The organism is Phycicoccus sp. M110.8 (assembly GCF_032464895.1).
In the GTDB taxonomy this organism is placed as follows: Bacteria; Actinomycetota; Actinomycetes; order Actinomycetales; family Dermatophilaceae; genus Pedococcus.
In genome coordinates this window covers 21,810-44,113 of record NZ_JAWDIC010000002.1, presented here as the reverse complement: position 1 = coordinate 44,113, position 22,304 = coordinate 21,810, and the positions used below count along the sequence as shown (strand labels likewise).

At 73.5% G+C, this 22,304-nt stretch carries 19 protein-coding genes and 1 riboswitch; of the genes, 10 read left to right on the top strand and 9 right to left on the bottom strand.

Annotated elements, in window-relative coordinates:
* Window position 1: 1 nt before the first annotated feature.
* Both RKE38_RS11755 and RKE38_RS11750 read right to left on the bottom strand, forming a co-directional pair.
* Window positions 2-802, bottom strand: a complete 801-nt coding sequence (locus tag RKE38_RS11755) for a DUF1206 domain-containing protein (protein WP_316007676.1) — start codon at window positions 800-802, stop codon at window positions 2-4.
* A gap of 112 nt (window positions 803-914) precedes the next feature.
* Window positions 915-2,615: a DNA polymerase gene (locus RKE38_RS11750; RefSeq protein ID WP_316007675.1), complete on the bottom strand. Its 1,701-nt coding sequence runs from the start codon at window positions 2,613-2,615 to the stop codon at window positions 915-917.
* 226 nt (window positions 2,616-2,841) lie between these two features.
* On the opposite strand from RKE38_RS11750, the gene RKE38_RS11745 reads away from it, so the two are divergent.
* A complete protein-coding gene (locus RKE38_RS11745; protein WP_316007674.1) occupies window positions 2,842-4,356 on the top strand; it encodes a S8 family peptidase in 1,515 nt (504 codons plus the stop codon).
* Window positions 4,357-4,482: 126 nt separating this feature from the next.
* On the opposite strand, the gene RKE38_RS11740 is transcribed toward RKE38_RS11745, so the two are convergent.
* Both RKE38_RS11740 and RKE38_RS11735 read right to left on the bottom strand, forming a co-directional pair.
* Entirely contained in the window at window positions 4,483-4,953 is a 471-nt protein-coding gene (locus RKE38_RS11740; RefSeq protein WP_316007673.1) for a SufE family protein, read from the bottom strand.
* On the bottom strand, window positions 4,950-5,858 hold the full coding sequence (locus RKE38_RS11735; RefSeq protein ID WP_316007672.1) for a sulfurtransferase: 909 nt from the start codon (window positions 5,856-5,858) through the stop codon (window positions 4,950-4,952). Before RKE38_RS11735 ends, RKE38_RS11740 begins: the two co-directional genes overlap by 4 nt.
* A 94-nt stretch (window positions 5,859-5,952) precedes the next feature.
* Here RKE38_RS11735 and RKE38_RS11730 point away from each other — a divergent pair, with 94 nt between their 5' ends.
* From RKE38_RS11730 to RKE38_RS11705, 6 genes are all read left to right on the top strand, one after another.
* Window positions 5,953-6,669 carry an EcsC family protein gene (locus RKE38_RS11730; RefSeq protein ID WP_316007671.1) on the top strand — a complete coding sequence of 239 codons (717 nt, stop codon included), beginning with the start codon at window positions 5,953-5,955 and terminating at the stop codon, window positions 6,667-6,669.
* Window positions 6,670-6,763: 94 nt separating this feature from the next.
* Window positions 6,764-7,165 (top strand): YkvA family protein, encoded by a 402-nt coding sequence (locus tag RKE38_RS11725; RefSeq protein ID WP_316007670.1) that lies wholly within the window; start codon window positions 6,764-6,766, stop codon window positions 7,163-7,165.
* A 97-nt stretch (window positions 7,166-7,262) separates the two neighbouring features.
* Window positions 7,263-8,351 (top strand): DUF4192 domain-containing protein, encoded by a 1,089-nt coding sequence (locus RKE38_RS11720; protein ID WP_316007669.1) that lies wholly within the window; start codon window positions 7,263-7,265, stop codon window positions 8,349-8,351.
* A gap of 82 nt (window positions 8,352-8,433) precedes the next feature.
* Window positions 8,434-8,543, top strand: a riboswitch (SAM riboswitch).
* 15 nt (window positions 8,544-8,558) lie between these two features.
* Window positions 8,559-9,695, top strand: coding sequence for a homoserine O-acetyltransferase (locus RKE38_RS11715; protein ID WP_316007668.1), 1,137 nt, complete (start codon window positions 8,559-8,561; stop codon window positions 9,693-9,695).
* Between the two features lie 66 nt (window positions 9,696-9,761).
* The gene (locus RKE38_RS11710; RefSeq protein WP_316007667.1) at window positions 9,762-10,163 is read left to right on the top strand and encodes a universal stress protein; all 402 of its coding nucleotides are present in this window, start codon (window positions 9,762-9,764) and stop codon (window positions 10,161-10,163) included.
* 316 nt (window positions 10,164-10,479) lie between these two features.
* The gene (locus RKE38_RS11705) at window positions 10,480-12,144 is read left to right on the top strand and encodes an RNA polymerase sigma factor (RefSeq protein ID WP_316007965.1); all 1,665 of its coding nucleotides are present in this window, start codon (window positions 10,480-10,482) and stop codon (window positions 12,142-12,144) included.
* Window positions 12,145-12,460: 316 nt separating this feature from the next.
* Here the strand turns inward: RKE38_RS11705 and RKE38_RS11700 are convergent, their stop codons facing one another.
* From RKE38_RS11700 to RKE38_RS11680, 5 genes are all read right to left on the bottom strand, one after another.
* Entirely contained in the window at window positions 12,461-14,218 is a 1,758-nt protein-coding gene (locus tag RKE38_RS11700) for a DUF5671 domain-containing protein (protein WP_316007666.1), read from the bottom strand.
* Window positions 14,215-14,661, bottom strand: coding sequence for a hypothetical protein (locus tag RKE38_RS11695; RefSeq protein ID WP_316007665.1), 447 nt, complete (start codon window positions 14,659-14,661; stop codon window positions 14,215-14,217). The genes RKE38_RS11700 and RKE38_RS11695 overlap by 4 nt, the downstream gene beginning before the upstream one ends.
* A gap of 204 nt (window positions 14,662-14,865) precedes the next feature.
* Window positions 14,866-17,250: a DUF3488 and transglutaminase-like domain-containing protein gene (locus tag RKE38_RS11690; RefSeq protein ID WP_316007664.1), complete on the bottom strand. Its 2,385-nt coding sequence runs from the start codon at window positions 17,248-17,250 to the stop codon at window positions 14,866-14,868.
* Window positions 17,247-18,506: a DUF58 domain-containing protein gene (locus RKE38_RS11685; protein WP_316007663.1), complete on the bottom strand. Its 1,260-nt coding sequence runs from the start codon at window positions 18,504-18,506 to the stop codon at window positions 17,247-17,249. The genes RKE38_RS11690 and RKE38_RS11685 overlap by 4 nt, the downstream gene beginning before the upstream one ends.
* A gap of 8 nt (window positions 18,507-18,514) precedes the next feature.
* Window positions 18,515-19,492 (bottom strand): AAA family ATPase, encoded by a 978-nt coding sequence (locus RKE38_RS11680; protein ID WP_410055463.1) that lies wholly within the window; start codon window positions 19,490-19,492, stop codon window positions 18,515-18,517.
* A 434-nt stretch (window positions 19,493-19,926) separates the two neighbouring features.
* Here RKE38_RS11680 and mraZ point away from each other — a divergent pair, with 434 nt between their 5' ends.
* From mraZ to RKE38_RS11665, 3 genes are all read left to right on the top strand, one after another.
* A complete protein-coding gene (mraZ, locus tag RKE38_RS11675) occupies window positions 19,927-20,358 on the top strand; it encodes a division/cell wall cluster transcriptional repressor MraZ (protein WP_316007662.1) in 432 nt (143 codons plus the stop codon).
* 182 nt (window positions 20,359-20,540) lie between these two features.
* The gene (gene rsmH / locus RKE38_RS11670; RefSeq protein ID WP_316007661.1) at window positions 20,541-21,533 is read left to right on the top strand and encodes a 16S rRNA (cytosine(1402)-N(4))-methyltransferase RsmH; all 993 of its coding nucleotides are present in this window, start codon (window positions 20,541-20,543) and stop codon (window positions 21,531-21,533) included.
* Window positions 21,530-22,195 carry a hypothetical protein gene (locus RKE38_RS11665; RefSeq protein ID WP_316007660.1) on the top strand — a complete coding sequence of 222 codons (666 nt, stop codon included), beginning with the start codon at window positions 21,530-21,532 and terminating at the stop codon, window positions 22,193-22,195. Before rsmH ends, RKE38_RS11665 begins: the two co-directional genes overlap by 4 nt.
* Window positions 22,196-22,304 lie beyond the last annotated feature (109 nt).

Sequence of the window (22,304 nt, the reverse complement as noted above, 5' to 3'; positions counted from 1 at the left end):
GTCAGACCTTGGCGTGCCTGGCGCGGGCGAAGCTGTAGAGCCCGAAGGCGGCGAAGCCCAAGGCCATGACGACCAGCAGGACCGTGCCGAACGGCTGGCCGCGGAGCGACTTCAACGCGCCGTCGAGGCCGGTGGCCTCCTTGGCGTTGTGGTGGATCCCCGCCGCGCAGAAGAGGAAGCCGACGATCGCCAGGGCCACGCCCTTGGCGATGTAGCCGACGCGTCCGGCGCGAGTCGCCCACGTGCCGGGGTGGTCCTCCAGGTCCTGGAGGAACTTCTTCGACCAGCCCTTGTACACGTGGTAGACGCCGACCCCGATGATCACCAGGCCGACGACGACCACAAGAAACCGCCCGCCGGGCTTGGACATGAGGCTGGAGGTGAAGTCGACGCTCTGGGACTTGCTGTTGCTCGACCGGCCGCGGGCGAAGGTGAACGCCGACCAGGCGAGGGCGAGGTACACCACCGCCTTCGCGACGGCCTTGGCCCGGCCAGCCCAGGCGTCCTTGTCGTCACCGGGGTGCCCGATGACCGCGTCGGTGACCTGCCAGAGGGCCAGTCCGAGGAACGCCACCACGGCGAACCACAGCAGGGCCTTCCCGAGGCCGTTGCCGGCCAGGGAGGCGAGCGCCCCGCTCTGGTCGGCGTTCTTGCCGCTGTGCCCGAAGGCGACCTGCAGGGCGATCCAGCCGATGAGCAGGTGCAGCAGACCGCTCACTGCATATCCCGCCCGGGCCGCCCCTTCGAGCGCCGGGTGGTCGGACGCCTCGCGGGCGACCTGTTTGACGTCGTGTCCGTCCATGCCCACACCCAACCACCAACGGGTCGCACTGGCAGGGCAGTGGCGGCATTTGTCCCGACTCCGCCGGGTGCGTCGGCATCATGCTGCCCTCACCCCTGCGCCCTGCTGCGCCTCAGCCCTTGGCCTCGGACCAGCGGTGCACGACCGAGGTGTCGGCGACGAACCGCACCGCGCTCGACCCGGCCCACCGCCGGGCGCTGTCGGTGAGCGCGGTCCCGACCCGCGCCGTGGCCTCCTGGGCGTGCTCCTCCGGGACGTGCACGAGCAGCTCGTCGTGCAGGCACAGGACGATCTGCGCGCCGAGGTCGCGCGTGGTCGCCCGGACGGTGGCCGCCCAGGCCTTGAACAGCTCGGCCGCCGAGCCCTGGATCACCGCGTTGCGGGCGAACCGCCCCCGGGCGGCGTCCCACCCCGCGGCGTCCTGCGGCGGGGCGCCGGTGAGCACCTCGTCCAGCCGCAGCAGGCGCCCCCCGAAGGTGCGCAGGGGCCGGCGCCGCACGCCCGCGGCATACGCCTCGTCGAGGAAGGCCATGGCGACGGGGTAGGCACGTTCGAGGCCCCTGAGCGCCTCGCCGGCGGCGCCGCTGCGCTGGCCGTACATCGCAGCGAGGACGGCCACCTTGGCGACGGGTCGCTCGACACCGAGGCGGCTCGCCACCGGCGCGTAGAGGTCGTCGGCCCGGGTCGCCTCCGCGAAGGCGCCATCGCCGGAGACGACCGCCAGCACGCGTGGCTCGATCTGCCCGAGGTCGGCGCGCACGAGCACGTGGCCGGGGCGGGCCGCGACCGCGGGACGCAGCTCGGTGGGGAGGTTGTGCAGCCCGTTCTGGGCGGTCATCCGACCGGCGGCGCCGTCGCAGGCCGTCCACGCCCCGCGCAGCCGGTCGTCCGCCCCGACGTGGGCGTCGAGCCACCCGTAGCCGTAGGTCGTCGCGATCCGCTCCGCCTTGCGCCACTCGAGCAGTGCCTCGACGACGGCGTGGGTGCCGCGGTAGGGCTCCAGCATCCACTTGCGCGTGTTGGGCACGTCCACGCCGACCGCGGCCAACAGGTCCTTGACCTGCGCGGGGTTGCGCAGGTCCGTGGACTCGCGGCCGGGCACGTGGCGCAGGACCGCGGCATCCCTGCGCGCCCGGATGCTGCGGGCCTCGTCCTCGTCCACCGGGCGTGGTCCGGCCGCCGCCGCGATGAGCGACTCGGCGGTGGGGCGGTCGAGGGGGAGGCCGTCGCGGGCGAGCTCGACGCACAGCAGCGCGGCGGCCGACTCGGAGTGGGCCGCCGCCACGGCGCGGTCGCCGACGTCGGCCAGCCGCTCCTGCTGCAGGCGCGCGCAGTCCAGCGCGGCCTGCGCCCAGCCCACGAGCGTCTCGTCGTCCGGTGTCCACTGCGCAGTGCCCGGCTCGGCCGCGAGGTGGCCGTCGGGGCGCACCACCGATCCCGGTGGTGGCCCGTCGTCCGCGGCGTCGAAGTCGAAGAGGTCCCCGCGCCGAGCCTCCGGGACCCCGGCGGGATCGAGGCCGTGCGCTGCCGCCCACGCCTGCTGCGGCGCCGCCTCCCAGCCCCCGTGCAGGAGGCGGTGTGCCTCGGCGACGTCCCAGCACCGCGACACGGGTATGCCGTGTGCCACCAGCGGGTGCGCATCGGTCGCGGCCGCCCACCACACGAACCGGACGGGTCGTTTCGCGGCGTCCCGCTCGAGCCCGGCGGCGACGGCAACGGCCTCGTCGACCGGCGCGACGACCTGGACGCCGTCACCGACGACGGCCGCCCGTCCACCGGCAGAGGTGACGAAGGCGACGGGGTGCACGGGCATGACGCGGTCATCCTGTCACCCCGGGACGACACGGTCGCAGCTCTGTCCTCGCCGTCGACCTCCGGGCCGTGCCGCCCGACGAGCCGCCATCACCGGCCCCAACCGGAACTCGTCGTCCGCGAACGCCCACAACGGCCACGAAATGGGACAGGGTGGGCGGACCGGGCGCCCACTCGGCCCCCGGTCAGGTGACCCCCGCACGGGAACCCCCAACCAGGAGGAACACATGTCCCACATCCGCAGACGTGGCCTGGCACTCGCCGCATCGAGTGCCCTGCTCGCCGGATCCCTGCTCGCCGCCGGAGCGGCGAGCGCGTCGACCGAGTCGGCCACGGCCGACTCCACGCCGGTCCCCACAGCCTTCGAGGATGGCTACCTCATGAGCTACGTGCTCAACGCGAAGGCGGCCAACCCGGGCCAGACCCGGCTCGTCGAGCAGGCCGTCCGCGACGCGGGCGGCGTCGTGGTCCAGTCGTGGCCGCAGATCGGCGTCGTCGTCGCCCACTCCGACCGGGCGGCGTTCCGCACCGACGTCAAGCGCCTCGGCGGCAACGCCCTCGAGTCCGTCGGTGCCAGCCGCACCGCGTCGGTCAGCGAGGGGACGCCCTCGGACCTGTCCGCCTCATGGGGCCGTGGCGCGTCGGCGTACCAGCAGGCCCACGCCAAGCCCGCCAACGGTGACCTCTCCGACGCCATGACGACCCCCGCCGCGCCCGCCGCCGACCCGCGCGAGGCCGAGCAGTGGGACATGGTCGAGATCAAGGCCGACCAGGCCCACAAGATCACCGACGGTGATCGCAACGTCCTCGTCGGCGTCCTCGACAGCGGCATCGACCCCGACCACCCCGACCTGGCGCCGAACATCGACGTCGCCGACTCGGTGAGCTGCGTCGGCGCCGGACGGCCGAGCCAGGCCCCGGGCTCGTGGTACCCGACCACGTCCGACCACGGCACCCACGTCGCCGGCACCATCGGCGCCGCCCGCAACGGCACCGGCATCGTCGGCGTCGCCCCGAACGTGCGGATGGCCGCGGTGAAGGTCGTCAACGACGACGGGTTCATCTACCCCGAGTACGCCATCTGCGGCTTCGTCTGGGCCGGCATGCACAAGATGGACGTCACCAACAACAGCTACTACATCGACCCGATGGAGTACTGGTGCGGCGACCAGCCCGACCAGGCCGCGGTCCTCGAGGCCGTGGGTCGCGCGGTCCGCTGGTCGACCGAGCAGGGCGTCGTCCACGCCGCCGCTGCCGGCAACTCGGCCAAGGACCTCGCCAACAAGACCGAGGACAAGGCCAGCCCGAACGACACCAAGCCCATGACCCGCGTGATCAACAACGGCTGCAAGGACATCCCGACCGAGCTGCCGGGTGTCGTGACGGTCTCGGCGACGAACCGCGCCGAGCAGCTGGCCTCCTTCAGCAACCGCGGGCTCGGCGTCATCGACGTCGCCGCCCCGGGCCGCACCATCCTGTCCACGGTCGTGAAGGACAACGGCTACGGCACCAAGAGCGGCACCTCGATGGCCTCGCCGCACGTCGCCGGTGTCCTCGCGCTCATGAAGTCGGCGCACCCGACCTGGACGCCGGAGCAGATGGTCGCCAAGCTGCGCGCCCAGGCCGACGACCGGCCGTGCTCGGCCCCCGAGGGCGGCACGAGCATCCCGTGCACCGGCCCGGCGTCCGACAACAGCTACTACGGCGAGGGCATCGTCGACGCCCTCGACGCGGTGCAGTGAGCGACTGACCCACCGACGGCTCGCTCACCGGGCCGGACGACCGAGGCCGCGGCCCCCGCGCAGGGGACCGCGGCCTCGTGTCGTCGTGGCTCGAGAGCCGTTGCCACGGTGAGGTTTTCAGCTTTGCTAGGCTTGGGACTTCAGCGCCGCCTGGCGCTTGATCCGGCTGAGCATCCCGACCATCCCGCGCAGCCGCAGCGGTGACACGGCCTCGCCGAGGTGGAACCGGTAGGGCGCGTCCTCGGGCACGGCGAGCACCTCCTGCACGCTGAGCCCGTCGAGCCCCTCGTGCAGGATGCCCGCGAAGCCGCGGGTGGTCGGCGCCTCCGGCGGAGCCGAGAAGAAGAGGTGCACCGGGCGCTCGGCCGCCGGCCGCTGGTCGTCCTCCCCGTCGCCCACCTCGACCACGAGGAACAGCGGCGACTGGCACTCGTGGACCTGCTCCAGCTCACCCAGCCTCCCGGCATACCGCTCGGGGAGCTCGGGCAGGCCCTCGCTGAACTCCAGCAGGAGCTCGAGGCGCTGCGGCGCGGCGAGGTCCGCGAAGTCGTCCGCGATCTCCTGCAGTGCCGCGGGGAGGGGGGCGGCGTCGGTCACTTCGGGGCACCCTGCTCGACGGGCACGCGCACCGAGTTGCCCCACTCGGTCCACGAGCCGTCGTAGTTGCGCACGTCGTCGAAGCCGAGCAGATGGGTCAGGACGAACCACGTGTGCGACGAGCGCTCGCCGATGCGGCAGTAGGCCACCGTCGGCTCGTGCGGGTCCAGGCCCTGCTCCTGCAGGTAGATCGCCTCGAGCTCCTCGCGCGACCGGAACGTCCCGTCCTCGTTGGCCGCCCGTGCCCACGGCACCGACCTCGCCCCGGGGATGTGGCCGCCGCGCATGGCGCCCTCCTGCGGGTAGTCGGGCATGTGCAGCAGCTCGCCGGAGTACTCGCCGGGGGAGCGCACGTCGACCATCGGCTTGCCCAGGTGGGCCAGGACGTCGTCCTTGAAGGCCCGGATCGGCGCGTCGTCCCGCTCCACCACCGGGTATGCCGCGTCGCCCGTCAGCGGGGCGACCTGCGGGACGTCCCGGGTCATCTCGCGGCCCTCGGCGACCCACTTCGCCCGGCCGCCGTCGAGCAGGCGGACGTCCTCGTGGCCGAACAGGCTCATCACCCACAGGGCGTAGGCGGCCCACCAGTTGTTCTTGTCGCCGTAGATGACGACGGTCGTGTCGCGGCCGATGCCCCGCTGCGACATGACCCGCGCGAACTGCTCCGCGTCGACGTAGTCGCGCTGCACCGGGTCGTTCAGGTCCTGGTGCCAGTCGAGCTTGAGCGCACCGGGGATGTGGCCGGTGTCGTAGAGCAGGACGTCCTCGTCGGACTCGAGCAGGGCGACGGCGTCCGGCGCGCCGGTGCCGACCCGTCCCGCCGCGACCTGCTCGGCGAGCCAGTCGGTGCTGACGAGGCGCTCGGGGTGGGCGTACTGCTCGTGGGAGGGGGAGGTCGCAGTCATGCTCCAAGGCTAGACCGGTGACCTCGGCGCCCCCGTGGCAGGATGAACCGGAAACGGACGACACCGGTGCAACTCGACCCGAAGGGGTGCTGACGTGGCTTTTCTCGGACGTGGCAAGGACGACGAGGAGGCGAGGCCGCAGTCGGCGCTGGAGCTGGCGGCACATCCCGAGGTCGACCCGGGGCGGCTGTCCTCGACCGTCACGGGGCTGATCGAGAACCTGCTCGACACGGGGATCGACGGCAAGGGCCGGTTCGACTCGGCGCAGAAGGTCGCCGACGTCAAGCGGGCCGAGCAGGCGACCGCCGAGGGCGCCGTCGACGCGGTCGTGCGCCAGCACCTCAAGCTCGGTGCCGCGGGTGGCTTCGTGACGGGGCTCGGTGGGTTCATCACCATGCCGGTGGCGCTGCCGGTCAACGTGCTCGAGTTCTACCTCGTCGCGACCCGGATGGTGGCGGCCGTCGCGTGCCTGCGCGGGTACGACATCAAGCAGCCGCAGATCCGCTCGGCGGTGCTGCTGACCCTCGTCGGGGCCGACGCCGAGGACCTGCTGGCCAAGGCCGGCGTCCTCAGCACCGGGCGGCTCTCCAACCTGGCCGCGCAGCGGCTGCCCGGCCCGGCGCTCATGGTGGTGAACAAGGCCGTGGGCTTCCGCCTGCTGACGATGGCGGGCAAGAAGTCGCTCACGAAGCTGGGCAAGGGCGTCCCCATGGTCGGCGGCGTGCTCGGCGCCGGCCTCGACACCTACCTGCTGACCCGGATCGCCTCCCAGGCCAAGCACGAGTTCCCGCCGCGCAACACGGCGCACTGAAGCCGACGGCCGGGAACCCCGGGACGGAATCCTGCGTCCGACCCAGTCGTTGCACCCGTGTCCGGGACACCCGCCCCGGGACCTAGGAGGACCGATGGCCACCACGACCCGACTTTCCGCCTTCCGTTCGATCTTCAGCGCGATCCGCATCGCCAGCCGACCCGGCTCGGCGAGCATGGGGGAGCGGCTCGCGAGCCTGCCGCGCCTCGTGCGGGCGACCTTCCGCGGCGAGTACGCCGGCACCTCCCGGGGCCGCCTGCTCGCCATGCTGGGAGCCGTCCTCTACGTCGTGTCACCGGTGGACCTCGTCCCCGAGGCGCTGCTGTCCGTGGTGGGGCTGGCCGACGACGCGGTCGTGCTGTCCTGGATCGCCGCCGCGGTCGTGACCGAGACCGAGTCCTTCCTCGCCTGGGAGCGGACGCAGCCGGGCCGGGCGCGCGCTGCGGGCCGCGCCGGCGCAGCCCGCGAGACCGTGGACGGTCACGTGGTGCGCTGACCCCCTTCCGTCCACAGACCCGGCCCCGGCAGCCCTCCGTCCACAGGCGGGCGACCGGGGCCTGTCGCTGTCCCGGGGGCACGGCGAGGGTCGGGGCATGGAACCGATCCGGCTCACGAGCCCGTCCGACGTCCTGGCCCTGCTGCCGTACCAGCTCGGCTACCACCCCCACGACGCCGTCGTCGTGGTCACCCTCCACGGCCGCACCGTGGGGCTGGTCGAGCGCATCGACCTCCCGCCGCCGGAGCACGTGGCCGAGGCGGCCGACGCGCTGGTCGGGCCCCTGCTGTCGGACCTGCCGGACGCGGCGGTCCTCGTCGGCTACGAGTCCTCGCCCGGCACGAGCCTGCCGCTGCTCGACCAGCTCCGCCGTGGCTGCCGGCTCGCCGGGATCGAGGTGCTCGACCGCGTGGTCGTGCGCGACGGCCGGTGGTACTCGCCCGACTGCCGGGACGGCTGCTGCCCCGGGGAGGGCCGGCTCGTCGAGGAGCCTGCGGCGCACCCCGGTGTCGCCGAGCTGGTGGCCATGGGGGTGTCGCCGCTCGCCTCCCGCGCCGCCCTGGCCGACGTCGTCGCGGCCGACCCGGCCGTCGCACCGGCGGTGGGCCGGGCGCTCGCGAGGAGACGCTCCGGAGGCCTGCGGCGCGCGACGGGCCCGCGCGGTTCCGTCGACGACAGGCGCGCGTGGCTCCTGCAGTGGGGCGAGGCGCTCGACCTGGCCGACGACGCACGGGAGGTCGAGGACACCTCGCCCGCCACCGTCGCCGAGCTGGTGCTCAGCCTGGAGGACGTCGAGCTGCGCGACGGGCTGATCGCGCGGTGGTGCCCCGAGACGCTCCCGCTGGAGGCGTTGGGCGCACCGCTGGCCCACCAGCTGCGCACGCTGCTCCCCGAGCCGCCCTGGGCCGGCGGGGACGACGGGCCGGCAGCGGGTCGCCGCGCCGTGTCCCGGCTGCAGCGGCTGGCACGGGCGGTGCCGGACGAGGACGCCGCCCCCGTGCTGACCGTCCTGGCCAGCCTGGCGTGGTGGCTCGGCGACGGGGCCGTGGCCCGCGAGGCGCTCGAGCGCGCCCTGGGGGCGCGCCCCGACTACCGGCTCGCCCGGCTGCTCGAGCGGATGGTCGACCTGGGTGTCCGTTCCCGCTCGGACCGGCCGCCGGGCAGGGGGCTGGCGACCCCGGCCTGAAGGGTCCGCCCGCCCGCCGGTCGTGTCCCACGTCCCGGACGGCGTGTGCTCCGGGGGCTGCGCTTCGTATCATGGGCTCCAAGGTCATGAGTTCCAGCGCGAAGCCCCGGCTCGCTGGGCGGCAACCCTCCTCGCGGTGGGGTGCCCCGGGTGATGACCGGGCCCGCCTGACCGGCTGGGCAAGCGCGAGCACTGCAGGAGCCCTCCATGACCACCACGTCCCGACGTCCGAGCACCTCCGCTGCCTGGCGGGTCGGTGACCATCCCGGCCGGCGCCGGTTCGTGCGCCTCGGAGCGGTCGAGCTCGAGCGCGGCGGCGTCCTGCCCGACGTGACCCTCGCGTACGAGACCTGGGGCGAGCTCAACGCCGCCGGGGACAACGCCGTGCTGGTCGAGCACGCCCTCACCGGCGACAGCCACGTCGTCGGCCCGGCGGGCCCGGGCCACCCGACGCCGGGCTGGTGGGACGGGCTCATCGGCCCCGGCCGCCCCATCGACACCGACCGGTGGTTCGTCGTCGCCGCCAACGTGCTGGGTGGGTGCCAGGGCAGCACCGGCCCGGCCAGTGAGGCCCAGGACGGCCGGCCGTGGGGCAGCCGGTTCCCGTTCGTCACCGTGCGGGACCAGGTGCGGACCGAGGCGCTCCTCGCCGACGAGCTCGGTGTCGACGCCTGGCGGCTCGTGCTCGGTGGGTCCATGGGCGGTATGCGGGTCCTCGAGTGGGCGGTCACCTGTCCGCAGCGCGTCAGGGCCGCCGTGGTCCTCGCGAGCACGGCCCACGCGACCGCCGAGCAGATCGGGTGGTGCCAGCCCCAGTTGCTGGCGATCAGGTCCGATCCCGCCTTCCACGGCGGCGACTACTACGACCAGGAGACGGGCCCGGAGACCGGCCTCGGGATCGCCCGGCGGATCGCGCACGTCACCTACCGCAGCGAGCTCGAGCTGCACGACCGGTTCGGGCGGGAGCCGCAGGGCGGGGAGGACCCCCTCGGGGGCCGCGGCCGCTACGCGGTGGAGTCCTACCTAGACCACCACGCCGGCAAGCTGGCCGGCCGGTTCGACGCGAACTCCTACGTGGTGCTCACCGAGGCCATGAGCTCGCACGACGTGGGTCGTGGCCGCGGCGGCGTTGCCGCGGCCCTGTCGGCGGTCACCGCCGACGTCACCGTCGTCGCGGTCGACAGCGACCGGTTGTACCCGCCACGGCTGTCGCGCGAGATCGCCGAGGGCGTGCCCGGTGGCCGCCTGGTGACCGTGCACTCCGACTACGGGCACGACGGCTTCCTGATCGAGGTGGACCAGGTCGGCGCCATCGTGGCGGGCGTGCTCGCAGTCCCTGCCTGACCGGTCGATATCCGGTACGGTCGGCTCGGCGGCCGAGGCCGCTCGTCGACGAACGAGGAGGTTCCTGTGGCCATCGTGGTGGGTTACGTCCCGACCAAGGAAGGGCGCGCGGCCCTGCGCCGGGCAGCGGACGAGTCGCTGCTGCGCAAGTCCAAGCTCATCGTCATCAACTCCCAGCGCGGTGGCCGCGACTACGACTCCGACGAGGCCCAGCGCTTCGAGACCGAGCTGAGCCGCATCCAGGGTGAGCTCGACCGCGAGGGCCTCGAGCACGAGGTGCGCCAGCTGGTGCGCGGCAACGAGCCCGCCGAGGACCTCATCGCCGTGGCCGAGGAGGAGCAGGCGGACTTCATCGTCATCGGCCTGCGCCGGCGCACGCCGGTGGGCAAGCTGATCCTGGGGTCGAACGCCCAGCGGATCCTGCTCGACGCGTCCTGCCCCGTGCTGGCGGTCAAGGCCGAGGGCTGACACCTCGCGCGACACGCCGCGAACGCACGGACGCGCCCACGATGGCGCGGGCCGACACATGCGGCGGCAGGCAGGCGCACACGCACCGACATCGCGGAGGCAGTTCGTCTCCCGGCGGGGAGAATTTGCCCACCGATGCGGGTTTGCGGGGCATCTCGTTTTACAATGTCACCATCGAGGTCGGCCAGAGCCCAGCTCCCGGCAGCCCAAGCAATACTTCCGCCCCCGCAGTTGTTGTCACAGGCATCCCCCCGGTGTGCCCGTGATGGCGCGCGCCGTGCCGCGAGTCCGCGACGAAAGGTAGTCCGTGTCGCCTGTGTCCAAGAAGGCTGCGAGCCCCGCACCCACTCTTCCCCCGGAGTTCTCCCTGCCGTCGCTGCAGAAGCTGCTCCAGCAGGGACGCACGCACGGGTCGGTCGACTCCGCGCAGCTGCGTGAGGCGCTCGAGGGGGCGCAGATCGAGCCCAAGCGGATGAAGGTCGTGCTGCGCTCGCTCGACGAGCAGGGCATCCACGTCACACTCGACGCGGCCACCGCCTCGCGCGCCGTGGCGGCGACGAACACCCGGACCCGGACCACCGCGTCGGCCAAGAAGACGGCCGCCAAGAAGACTGCCGCCAAGGACGCCGCGCCCGAGAAGAAGCCGGCCGCCAAGACCACCACCGCGAAGTCGGCGACCAAGGCCGCGTCCGGTGCGACGACCGCCGCGGGCGCCACCAAGGCCGCCGCGAAGACGGCGAAGGCCACCACCACGAAGAAGGCCGCCGCGGCTGCTGCCGGCACGGCCGCCGCCCCGGCCAAGGGTCCGGCGACCAAGGTCGCGGCCAAGAAGGCCGCCGGCTCCAAGGCCGCCGGCGAGGCCGCGGAGGGCGCGGCCGCCGAGGACGTGCCGGAGGAGGAGCTCGAGGACGACCCCGAGCCCACCGACGTGGTCGAGGCCGAGCTCGAGGAGGTCGACGTCGAGGCGGACGCGGCCGAGGAGGAGAAGTCCGAGGAGGACGAGAAGACCGGCTTCGTCCTGCGCGACGACGACGAGGAGGACGCACCCGTCCAGCAGGTCGTCACCGCCGGCGCCACCGCCGACCCGGTCAAGGACTACCTCAAGCAGATCGGCAAGGTCGCCCTCCTCAACGCCGAGCAGGAGGTCGAGCTCGCCAAGCGCATCGAGGCCGGCCTGTTCGCCGAGGAGCGCCTGAACTCCGGCGACAAGCTCGACATGAAGCTCAAGCGCGAGCTGTGGTGGATCGCCCAGGACGGCAAAAAGGCCAAGAACCACCTGCTCGAGGCCAACCTGCGCCTCGTGGTCTCGCTCGCCAAGCGGTACACCGGTCGCGGGATGCTCTTCCTCGACCTGATCCAGGAGGGCAACCTCGGCCTGATCCGTGCGGTCGAGAAGTTCGACTACACCAAGGGCTACAAGTTCTCGACGTACGCGACGTGGTGGATCCGCCAGGCCATCACCCGCGCGATGGCCGACCAGGCGCGCACCATCCGCATCCCGGTGCACATGGTCGAGGTCATCAACAAGCTGGCCCGCGTGCAGCGCCAGATGCTCCAGGACCTCGGGCGCGAGCCCACCCCGGAGGAGCTCGCCAAGGAGCTCGACATGACCCCTGAGAAGGTCGTCGAGGTCCAGAAGTACGGTCGCGAGCCCATCTCGCTGCACACCCCGCTCGGTGAGGACGGCGACAGCGAGTTCGGTGACCTCATCGAGGACTCCGAGGCGGTCGTGCCGGCCGACGCAGTGAGCTTCACGCTCCTGCAGGAGCAGCTGCACTCGGTGCTCGACACCCTCTCCGAGCGCGAGGCCGGCGTGGTCTCGATGCGGTTCGGCCTCACCGACGGCCAGCCCAAGACGCTCGACGAGATCGGCAAGGTCTACGGCGTGACCCGTGAGCGGATCCGCCAGATCGAGTCCAAGACGATGAGCAAGCTGCGTCACCCGAGCCGCAGCCAGGTGCTGCGCGACTACCTGGACTGACGACGACGCGGGGAGGACCCGACCGAGCGCCAGCGAGGGAGGCCCGGACCCGCGAGGAGTCGGTCCGGGGGATCCTGGACTGACGACGACGCGGGGAGGACCCGACCGAGCGCCAGCGAGGGAGGCCCGGACCCGCGAGGAGTCGGTCCGGGGGATCCTGGACTGACGACGACGCGGGGAGGACCCGACCGAGCGCCAGCGAGGGAGGCCCGGACCCGCGAGGAGTCGGTCCGAGGTATCCTGGACTGACGACGCACGACGAAGGCCCCGAGGACCAGGTCCTCGGGGCCTTCGTCGTGCCGGACGCGGGAGGCCTTCACTCCCGGTGGACCGGGATGGCCCGCATCCGCCCCTCGTCGCAGAGGACGACGACCTCGTCCCCCGTCGTGTCGCCGAGGGCGGCGAGGACGGCCTCCGGGGTCACAGGCTCGCGCACCACGGCCTCCGGGGTCACGGGCTCGCCAGCCGGCGTCGGTGCCGTGGCGGCATGCCCGTCGGCGGTCGGGGTCCATGCCTGCACCCGGCCGCCGGTGGTGCGCGCGAGCGTCCTGGCCAGGTCGGCGTCGTGGGGCCCGAGCACCAGCACGTAGCGCGGGCCGCGCCTGTGCGCCGGCGCAGCGACGCGGTCGGCCCGGTAGACCGTCCAGTGGTACGCGGCGACCGCGGCCGCGGCGAGCAGGATGCCGAGGGCGAACCGCGCACTGCGCAGCGTCGCCGCGCCCAGGGTGTCGTTGAAGGCCGCGTCGAAGAACTGGTACACCGCGACGAGCAGGCTCACCACGGCGGCGACGCTGCTGGCGCCGAGCAGGACGAATAGGTAGGCCCGGCGGGTCGGCGACTCCAGCTCGGCCCGCGGTGCGGCGTGGACGGCGCGCTGCGCCAGTCGCCAGTAGAACGCCCACACGGGAGCCCCCACGACCAGCAGGGTCACCGCGGCGAGCACGGTGTTGACCGGGCTCGCGCCGGTCAGCACCGTGCTGTTCGTGGCGCCCTCGACCGCCGCGACGACCAAGGTCGCGACGCCGGCGGCTGCGGCGACGAGGGCGGCGCCCGCCAGGAGGTACTCGTAGACGCGGCGACCCTCGGTCCGCGCGGGGTGCTCGCCCTGCTCGAGCACGGCGTGGTGGTACCACCACACGAGTCCGCCGGCGACGACGAGCCCGGTTGCTGCCGGGGCGCCGGCGAAGTGGTCCGCGGCATACGTCGTCGTGGGGCGCCCGACGAGCCAGACCAGGGTGTCGTAGAGGACCGTGCTCGCGGCGACCAGCGCCACGACGAACCCGGCTCCCACCCCGGCGAGCAGCGCGTACGCCACCCACCAGCCGGTCCGCGGCTCACGGGAGGCGGTGCGCACCCAGTACTGCAGCCAGACCACGGCGCCCACGGCCAGGGTCACCCCACCGCGCAGGGCAGGGTGGGCGCCCGTCGTGAGCAGGTCCGTCGGCAGCGAGAACAGACCGCGGACCCCGGCGGCGACGAGGGTCCCGAGGCCGGAGGCGGCCGTCCACAGCCCTACTCCCGAGCCGGCCAGGTGGTGCAGGGCGCGATGGCCCTGCGGCACGGACCGTCCCTCGACCCACCAGAGGCCGCCCCACGTGGCGCCCCACACGATGGTGGAGGCGAGGGCGCCGCTGTCGTACGCCCGCACCCCCACGGCCCAGCCCAGGACCACCTGCACCGCGGAGACGGTGACGCCGAGGGCGGTCAGCGAGGCGACCGTGACGAACGCCGCCCAGGCGGTCGAACGCCGCTCCTCGGCCTGCTGCCGCAGCTGCCGGCGCGTGGTGAGGGCCAGGGCGAGCAGGAGCGGCAGGCCCACGAGGGTGAAGGTGACGCTGCGCGCGAGGGCGGTCTCGTCGGCCCGGGCGAAGGTGCCGCCCTCCAGAGCGCGGCCGAGCAGGCCCGAGACGCCGATCGCCGTGACGACGAGCAGGCCGAGGAGCAGCAGGTACTGGAAGAAGTGCCGCACCACGTGGACGTCCACGGGCCCGGCAGCAGACCGACCGGCCACGCGGCGGGAGGCCAGGACGACCCCGACGACCAGGAGCACCAGCAGGAGCAGGGCAGAGATCATTTCGTGCCTCCTGTGCAGTCGTAGAGCGGCCACGGGATGCCCTCGAGCAGCCAGCGGCCGCCCACGCGGGTCAGGTGGTAGACGTGCTCCTCGGACTCGCCGACGGCGAACGGGCCGTCGGAGTCGGTGCGGTCCACGGCCACCTGCACCTGCGCGGTGTCGGTCCCGGTCGTGGCGTTGACGAGGTTGACCCGGGTGCTGTCCGCGACCGTCACGCCCGCGAGGTCCGCCTGGTCGCAGCTGCCGGAGGGGTCCAGGTACCCGGCGGCCCGCTCGGTGTCGCCCTGCAGGATGGCGGTGAGGTATGCCTGGACCGTCGCCTCGGGGGAGCCGGCCGCGTAGTGGGTGGTCCCTCGGGTGGACGAGAGCACGGCAGCGGCAGCCGCGAGGACGACGAGTGCGCCCACCACGACCGCCAGGACGCGGGTGGGGCTCCTGCTCATGCCCTCATCGTCGAGCGCCTGCACGGACTCCGGCAGGGGCTAGGGTCCCGGATCGGGCACGGGTCCCGGATCGGGCACGAGCCCGGATCGGGCAAGAGCCCCGGAGCGGTCAGGGGCCCCGGATCGCTCCGCGGTCGCTGGCACACGCTGGCGTCCCCCCGCCCGTCCGCCCGCTCCCGGGCGTCCCGGGTCCGTCCGCCCCGCTCAGCTGCGGCGGGCGGCGCGCCAGTCCAGGAACCGGTCCCAGGGACGGCGCACGAGCCCGGTCAGGGCCTCCCGGCGCTCCCGCCACTCCACGACGCCCTCCGTGGGCCACCAGACCGCCCGGAGGCGGTCGCGCCGGCGACGCACCCCCGACACCGCCTTGACCACGGCGGCGCTCTCGTGGCGGATGTCCACGAGGGCCGTCGAGCCGGGGCGGGCGTAGCGCGCGCGCTCCACCCCGTCGACCACGCGGCGCAGCGCGGTGGACTGCTCGCCCTCGAGGTAGGCCTCGCGCTGGTAGAACGCCCCCACCTGACGTGGGGTGCTGCCCCGCGGTGGGAGGACACCCAGGTCGCCGATGCGCTCGACCATGGAGCGCCACTCCACCTCGACCCGGGCCGCCTCGTCCGCCGCGTGCCGCAGCTGCCGCCGCCGTCGCGCGCGGGCCGCGAGCGGCACGGCGAGCGACCCGAGCGCCCCGGCCAGGACGCCCAGCAGCACCCACAGCGCGATCGTCGCACCGCGTCCGCCGAACCAGTCGGCGATCCCCGAGCTGGTGGAGGTGGAGCGGGTCGCGTCGCTCGCCCCCGGGTCGTTGCGCCCGTCGGGCCGGGTGCTCGTCGCGGTGGGCGTGCTCGTGGCCGTGCTGGACTGGGTCGGTGCCGTGGTGTCCGGTGAGGTGGACTGCAGCGAGTACGGGGGTGCGACGGTGCTCTGCGTGCCGGAGGGGGTGGGCTCGAAGCGCAGCCAGCCGATGCCCTCGAAGAACAGCTCCGGCCACGCGTGGGCCTCGGCGCCCGTGACGACGTAGCTGCCGCGGCTGGCGGTGCCCGGCAGGTAGCCGATCGCCATGCGGGCGGGGATGCCGGCCTCGCGGGCCATCATCACCATGGCGGTCGCGAACTGGACGCAGTAGCCGACCTTGGCCCGCAGGAACAGCGTGATCGCGTCGGGGCGCTCGAGCTGCCCGAACTGGTTCCGCACGGTGTCAGGGACCTGCAGGGAGTAGCGGAAGCCGCCGTCGGTGCGCAGGTACTTCTGGATGGCCTGTGCCGCCTCGATCCGCGTCGCGCCCTTGGGCACGACCTCGCGGACGGCCTTCTCGATCGCCGGCTTGGCTGCCAGGTCGACCCGCAGGTCGGGGGGGATGAGCCCGCCGTCGAGCTGCTGCACGGGCTGCGCGAGGGTCTCCGGGGTGGGGTTCAGGGCGAGGTAGGTGAAGCTGTAGGACCGGGCCGCCCGCTCCACCGACACCACCGAGGTGTTCGCGTCGACGCCCCACGCGACGCGGCCGAGGTCGCCGGAGACCACCGGCGTGGGCGCCGCGATCTGGGGTGCCTCGATGCGGGAGTCGTCGACCGACACCCGGTAGGTCTCGCGCGGGACGCTGGGGTCCAGGTCCTGCGGGAGGTCGACCTTCGAGCGGCGCGCGTACTGCACGTCCGGGGCGTCGGGTCGCCACGTGTCGTCCTGGTAGGTCTCCAGGACCCCGATCCGCAGCGGGCTGAGCAGCCGCGCGTTCGTCGTGTAGCTGAACACCGGTGCCTTGGACGGGTTCTCCAGGCTGCGGGTGAGGTCGAGCGTCGAGCGCAGGCCGACCTGGCCGTCGCTGAAGCCGGTCGCCTGCTGGGAACGGCCGAGGCCGTCGATCAGGTAGCGCGTCGGGAGGTGGGGGATGGCCACCGGCAGGAGCACGGCGACGGCCAGGCCCGCCACGGCCAGCGAGCGCCCGGCGGCCGCGTACCCGAACGATCCGTCGCGGTCGTCGTCGTGCCGGCGACCGGACGCGCTCAGCGGCACCGTGGTGCTCCACCGGCGCAGGGAGGCGATGCCCTGGCGTCCGAGCAGCACGAGCCAGACGGCACCGGCGGCGACGAAGTACATGGGGTTGAGGGCGTCGCCGGAGTTCGACGCCGAGATGAGGAAGGTCGTGAGGAGCGGGAGGCCGGCCAGCGCGGGGGAGCGGCGCATCACCGCGAGGTGGTCGACCAGGATCGCCGCGGCCCCGATGGCCAGCCCGATCCCCAGCGTGACACCACGGTTGGTGGGGGCTGGGGCCGCGTAGTTCTGGATGGTCTCGCGGGCGTCGACGAGCAGGCGGTTGAACGCGAGCACCATGTCGGGGGTGGGCAGCCCGTGCCACAGGTGGCCGCGACCGTAGACCCACCCCGCCGCCAGGGCCACCCCGACGAGCTGGGTGAGGGCGACGGCGAGCCAGGAGCTCGTCAGGCTGCGCGCCGCGATGCCGGCCAGGACGACCACGACGACCATCGCCAGGGTCGGTCGGATCCAGGTGCTCGGGGTGAACAGCGTCGTCAGGGGCCAGGCGACCACGGCCGAGGCGAGCCCGGCGAGGACGGAGTCGGCGACGCGCCCGCGGTTCACGCGACCACCCGCGACCCGGTGCCGGACAGCGCCGTCCAGACGGTGGCCAGGTCGTCGCCGGAGCCCACGACCGCCACGCCCCAGCCCGCGCCCTGCAGGATCGGCACGCACGGGAGCTCTCCCGTGCCGTGCGGGTGCCGGCGACGCGTGGCCCCGAACCCGTCGGGGTCCAGCACCACGGCCAGGGCGGTGCCACCGGGCTGGCGCAGCGAGGCGACCTGGCGCGCGAGCTCCTCGTCGAGGTCGGTCACGACGGCCAGCACGAGCCCACCGGACGCCGTCACCGGGTGTGCGGCCTGCAGCACGTCGGCGAACAGGTCGTCGCGCCCGCTCTGGGCGACGGCGAGGACGTCGAGCAGCGGGTCGACCTCCATCGCGCTCGCGGCGCGCCCGTCCTCGGCCGTCTCGTCGCAGACGAGGTGGACGGCATACGCCTGGGCGAGGAGGTGGACGGCCACCGAGGCGCACGCGGTCACGGCCCACTCGAACGAGCTCGAGGTGCCGCTGCCGTGGTGGCCACGGGCCCGGGAGTCGAGCACGACGACCGCGCGCCGGCGGGCCGGCCGGTCCTCCTGGCGCACCATGAGGTCGCCGGTCTTCGCGGTCGCCGGCCAGTGGATGCGGCGCAGGTCGTCGCCGTCGCGGTAGGCGCGGATCGACACGTCGTCCTCGCCGTGCAGGGCCACCATGTGCGGGATCGCGCCCTCGGCGCCGACCCCGCTGCCGGCGGGACGGCCACCGCCGAGCGGCAGGATCTTCGGCAGCACGAGCACGTCGCTCGACCCGGAGATCGCCGCGACCCGGGTGCTCAGCCCGAACGGGTCGCGCAGGCGCACACCGAGCGGACCGAGGCGGTGCCGGCCCCGCACGTGCGAGCGCACCGTGTAGTGGACCTCCTGCCTGTCCCCGCGGCGCATCCGCGGGACGACGAACCGCGGGCGGTCGCCGAGGGCGTAGTCGAGCTGTTCCTCGGCCATGAGCAGGGGGCTGGTGGCGGCGCCGGCGTTCTCGATGGCGAGGGTCACCAGGGCCTTCTCGTCGACCTGCACCCGGCCCGGCACGGCGGTGCGCTCGAGCGAGAAGCGCAGGTCGTGCCGACGCATGAGCATGCCGCTGAGCAGGGGCAGGGCGACGAGCAGGACGCCGATGCGGGTGAGGTCGGTGAAGCCGAGCCCGATGCCGCAGAGCACCAGCGTGGCGCCCGCGGCGACGAACGCCCGCCCTCGCGTGGTGAGGAGGTCGCGAAGCCTTCGCACGGGCTGCCTCAGCGGCCGGCCGCGGGGACGGGGACGCGCCGCATGAGGTCCTGCAGGACCTCACCCGTGCTGCGGCGGGCGAGCTGGGTCTCACCGGTGGGGATGAGCCGGTGGGCCAGGACCGGCAGCACGATCGCCTGCACGTCGTCGGGCAGCACGTGGTCGCGGCCCTCGAGGGCGGCGTGCGCGCGGGCCGCACGGAGCATGTGCAGGGTGGCCCGCGGCGAGGCGCCGAGGCGCAGCGCGCTGCTCGAGCGCGTGGCAGCCGAGAGGTCGACGACGTACTGCTTGATGGCGTCGCTGGTGAAGACCGAGCGGACCGCCTTGACCATCGCCGACACGGTGGCGGCGTCGGTGACGGGGGTGAGGGTCTCCAGGGGGGAGACCTGTCCGTGGGTGTCGAGCATGGCCACCTCCGCCCGTGCGGAGGGGTAGCCGAGGGAGATCCGGGCCATGAACCGGTCGCGCTGGGCCTCGGGCAGGGGGTACGTCCCCTCCATCTCGATCGGGTTCTGGGTGGCCATGACGATGAACGGCCGCGGCAGGTCGTAGGTCTGGCCGTCGACGGTGACCTGGCCCTCCTCCATCGACTCCAGCAGGGCCGACTGGGTCTTGGGCGAGGCGCGGTTGATCTCGTCGCCGACGACGACGTTGGCGAAGATCGCGCCGGGGCGGAACTCGAAGTCGCGCACGTCCTGGTTGAAGACGCTCACGCCGGTGATGTCGCTGGGCAGCAGGTCGGGGGTGAACTGCACCCGGCGCACCGAGCAGTCGATCGACCGGGCGAGCGTCTTGGCCAGCATCGTCTTGCCGACGCCGGGGACGTCCTCGAGCAGCAGGTGCCCCTCGGCCAGCAGGACGGTGATGGCGGTGTGGACGACGTCGGGCTTGCCCTCGATGACCGAGTTCATGGCGCGGGCCAGCCGCGAGGCCACCTCGCTGACCTGGCTGAGCGAGGCGGGGGAGCCCGCGGGCAGGGACAGGATCTCGGTCCTCGGGGCGGTGGTGCTGCCTCGGTCCACGCTGGTCTGCTCCTCGCCACTCGCCGGCACCGGGGTCCCCCTTCGTTCGTCCCGGCGGTCGCCTCGGTGCGGCTGCCGGGTGGTCGCTCGATCTTCCCCCACATCCCCCCACAAGAACAGGAGGTATGCCGTCCTGTGACCTCGCCGGGGCGGTGCGGTGGCCCGGCGTGCGGACGCCCCGCGGAGGCCGGGCGCGGGTAGGGGAGGTGTTCCCACCGCCGGGGCGCCTCTCTCCACTTTTCTCCCCACTTCGCTCCACCGTTGCTGACCTGCGAAAATGTCCGAACGGATGAGGTGTGAGCGCGGGTTTTGCTGACGTGGGGGAGAGTGGTGGAGTAAAGTGGGGGACGTGAGAGGGCCGTGGGGTCCTCCTCGGGTCGAGATGGGGTGGTGGCGCCGTGTTCCTCGGTACCCACACGCCTCGCCTCGACGACAAGGGCCGGCTCTTCCTGCCCGCCAAGTTCCGCGACCGGATGGCCGACGGGCTGGTGGTGACCCGTGGGCAGGAGCGCTGCCTCTACGTCTTCCCGATGGAGGAGTTCCTGCGGGTCACGCAGCAGATGCAGGCCGCCCCGACGACGAGCAAGGCGGTCCGCGACTTCACCCGCGTCTTCCTGTCCGGTGCGAGCGACGAGGTGCCGGACAAGCAGGGGCGGGTGACCATCCCGGCCAACCTGCGCGCGTATGCCGGGCTCACCCGCGAGTGCACCGTCATCGGAGCCGGTAGCCGCGTGGAGGTCTGGGACACCGACGCCTGGAACGCCTACCTCGAGAGCACCGAGCAGGGCTTCGCCGACCAGTCCGAGGAGGTGATCCCCGGACTGCTCTGACCGACCGGGCCACGCGCCCTGGAGCCAGGTCTCCAGCCGCTCCGCCTCCCGGGACGACTTCCCCCGTCCCGGGCCGCACCCCCTGGAGCGGATGGGGACCTGACCTCAGGGACCTGCCACCAGCACCACCACCACGCACCACCACCAGGCACCACCCCGAAGCAGCACCAGCAGGAGATGGCATGAACGCACGAGGCGCGGCCGCGGACCGGCACGTACCCGTGCTCCGCGACCGCATCGTCGAGCTGCTGGCCCCCGCCCTGCAGGAGCCGGGCGCCGTCTACGTCGACGGCACGCTCGGCATGGGCGGGCACGCCGAGGCGATCCTCCAGCACTGTCCGCAGGCCCGCGTGGTCGGCATCGACCGCGACACCGAGGCGCTCGAGCTCGCCGCCGAGCGGCTCGCGCCGTACGCGGACCGCACCACCTTCGTGCACGCCGTCTACGACGACGTCGACACCGCGCTGCGCGACCTCGGCATCGACGAGGCCCGCGCGATGCTCTTCGACCTCGGCGTCTCCTCGCTCCAGCTCGACGAGGCGGACCGGGGCTTCGCCTACGCCCAGGACGCCCCGTTGGACATGCGGATGGACCAGACCACGGGGATCACCGCGGCCGACGTGCTCAACACCTACGACGCCTCGGACCTCGAGCGGGTCCTGCGCGAGTACGGCGAGGAGCGCTTCGCGCGCAAGATCGCCGGAGCCGTCGTGCGCGAGCGCGAGGCGCAGCCCTTCGACCGCTCGGCCCGGCTGGTCGAGCTGCTCAAGAAGGTCGTGCCGGCCGCGTCGCAGAAGAGTGGTGGCCACCCCGGCAAGCGGACCTTCCAGGCCCTGCGCATCGAGGTCAACGCCGAGCTGTCCGTCTGGGCCCGGGCACTGCCCCGCGCCATCGACGCGCTCGCGGTGGGCGGCCGCATCGCGGTCCTGTCCTACCACTCGCTGGAGGACCGCATCACCAAGCGGGTCCTCGCCGAGGGCGCGCGCAGCAGCGCCCCGGCCGGCCTGCCGGTCGAGCTCCCCGAGCACGCGGCATACCTGCGCCTGCTGACCCGTGGCGCCGAGGAGGCGTCCGCGCAGGAGCAGGCCGACAACCCCCGATCCGCCTCGGTCCGCCTCCGCGCGGCCGAGCGCACCCGACCCACCCCGGCACCGACGAAGGGAACCCACCGATGAGCCAGCAGACTGCGACGGCGAGGGTCGCATCTCGGGCACCTGCGCGGCGGGCGGCGACCCCGCAGCCGCTGCGCCTGGTCCCGGCGGCGGTGGGCCATCCCGGCAACGGCCTCTTCGCGGCCCTGTGCATGCTGCTGCTCGTCGGCGGCCTCGTCGTGCTCCTCATGCTCAACACCGCCATGGCCGAGGGCTCGTTCACGCTGCACCGCCTGCAGCAGACCTCCGGTGAGCTCACCGACACCCAGCAGGCGCTCACCCAGGCCATCGACGCCCAGCGCAGCCCGGCCAACCTCGCGACCCGCGCCGGCAAGCTCGGGATGGTGCCGTCGGACTCGGCGGCCTTCCTGCGGCTGTCCGACGGCAAGGTGCTCGGCGTGGCGAAGGCCGCGGCCAAGGACGGCGGATTTACCGTGGTGACCGCACCGCAGACCGCGACGACCACGCCGGGATCGCCGAAGGGCGCGGCGCAGAAGACGCCCGGGACGACCGTGAGTGCCAAGGGGGACGTGACCACGACGAAGACGGTGGTGACCAAGGCCGACGGCTCGGTCGTCACGACCGTCACCAGCGTCAACGCCAAGACCCGGACGACGACGAGCTCGACGACCACGACGCCGCCGAAGAAGAAGCCGGCCACGCCGGCAGCGACGCCCTCCCACTGACCGGGCCGACGCCCACCCCACCCCGACCGACGCCAGACCCGAGTGACACGAGGTAGCCAGTGACGCAGTCCCGAGGCGCACGCCCCGGACCCACGCGCCAGCCAGCCAC

Excerpts from the sequence above, each read along its gene's own strand:
- RKE38_RS11755 (WP_316007676.1), bottom strand. The coding sequence starts at position 802 with ATGGACGGACACGACGTCAAACAGGTCGCCCGCGAGGCGTCCGACCAC.
- RKE38_RS11750 (WP_316007675.1), bottom strand. The coding sequence starts at position 2,615 with ATGCCCGTGCACCCCGTCGCCTTCGTCACCTCTGCCGGTGGACGGGCG.
- RKE38_RS11745 (WP_316007674.1), top strand. The coding sequence starts at position 2,842 with ATGTCCCACATCCGCAGACGTGGCCTGGCACTCGCCGCATCGAGTGCC.
- RKE38_RS11735 (WP_316007672.1), bottom strand. The coding sequence starts at position 5,858 with ATGACTGCGACCTCCCCCTCCCACGAGCAGTACGCCCACCCCGAGCGC.
- RKE38_RS11725 (WP_316007670.1), top strand. The coding sequence starts at position 6,764 with ATGGCCACCACGACCCGACTTTCCGCCTTCCGTTCGATCTTCAGCGCG.
- RKE38_RS11720 (WP_316007669.1), top strand. The coding sequence starts at position 7,263 with ATGGAACCGATCCGGCTCACGAGCCCGTCCGACGTCCTGGCCCTGCTG.
- RKE38_RS11715 (WP_316007668.1), top strand. The coding sequence starts at position 8,559 with ATGACCACCACGTCCCGACGTCCGAGCACCTCCGCTGCCTGGCGGGTC.
- RKE38_RS11700 (WP_316007666.1), bottom strand. The coding sequence starts at position 14,218 with ATGATCTCTGCCCTGCTCCTGCTGGTGCTCCTGGTCGTCGGGGTCGTC.
- RKE38_RS11695 (WP_316007665.1), bottom strand. The coding sequence starts at position 14,661 with ATGAGCAGGAGCCCCACCCGCGTCCTGGCGGTCGTGGTGGGCGCACTC.
- rsmH (WP_316007661.1), top strand. The coding sequence starts at position 20,541 with ATGAACGCACGAGGCGCGGCCGCGGACCGGCACGTACCCGTGCTCCGC.
- RKE38_RS11665 (WP_316007660.1), top strand. The coding sequence starts at position 21,530 with ATGAGCCAGCAGACTGCGACGGCGAGGGTCGCATCTCGGGCACCTGCG.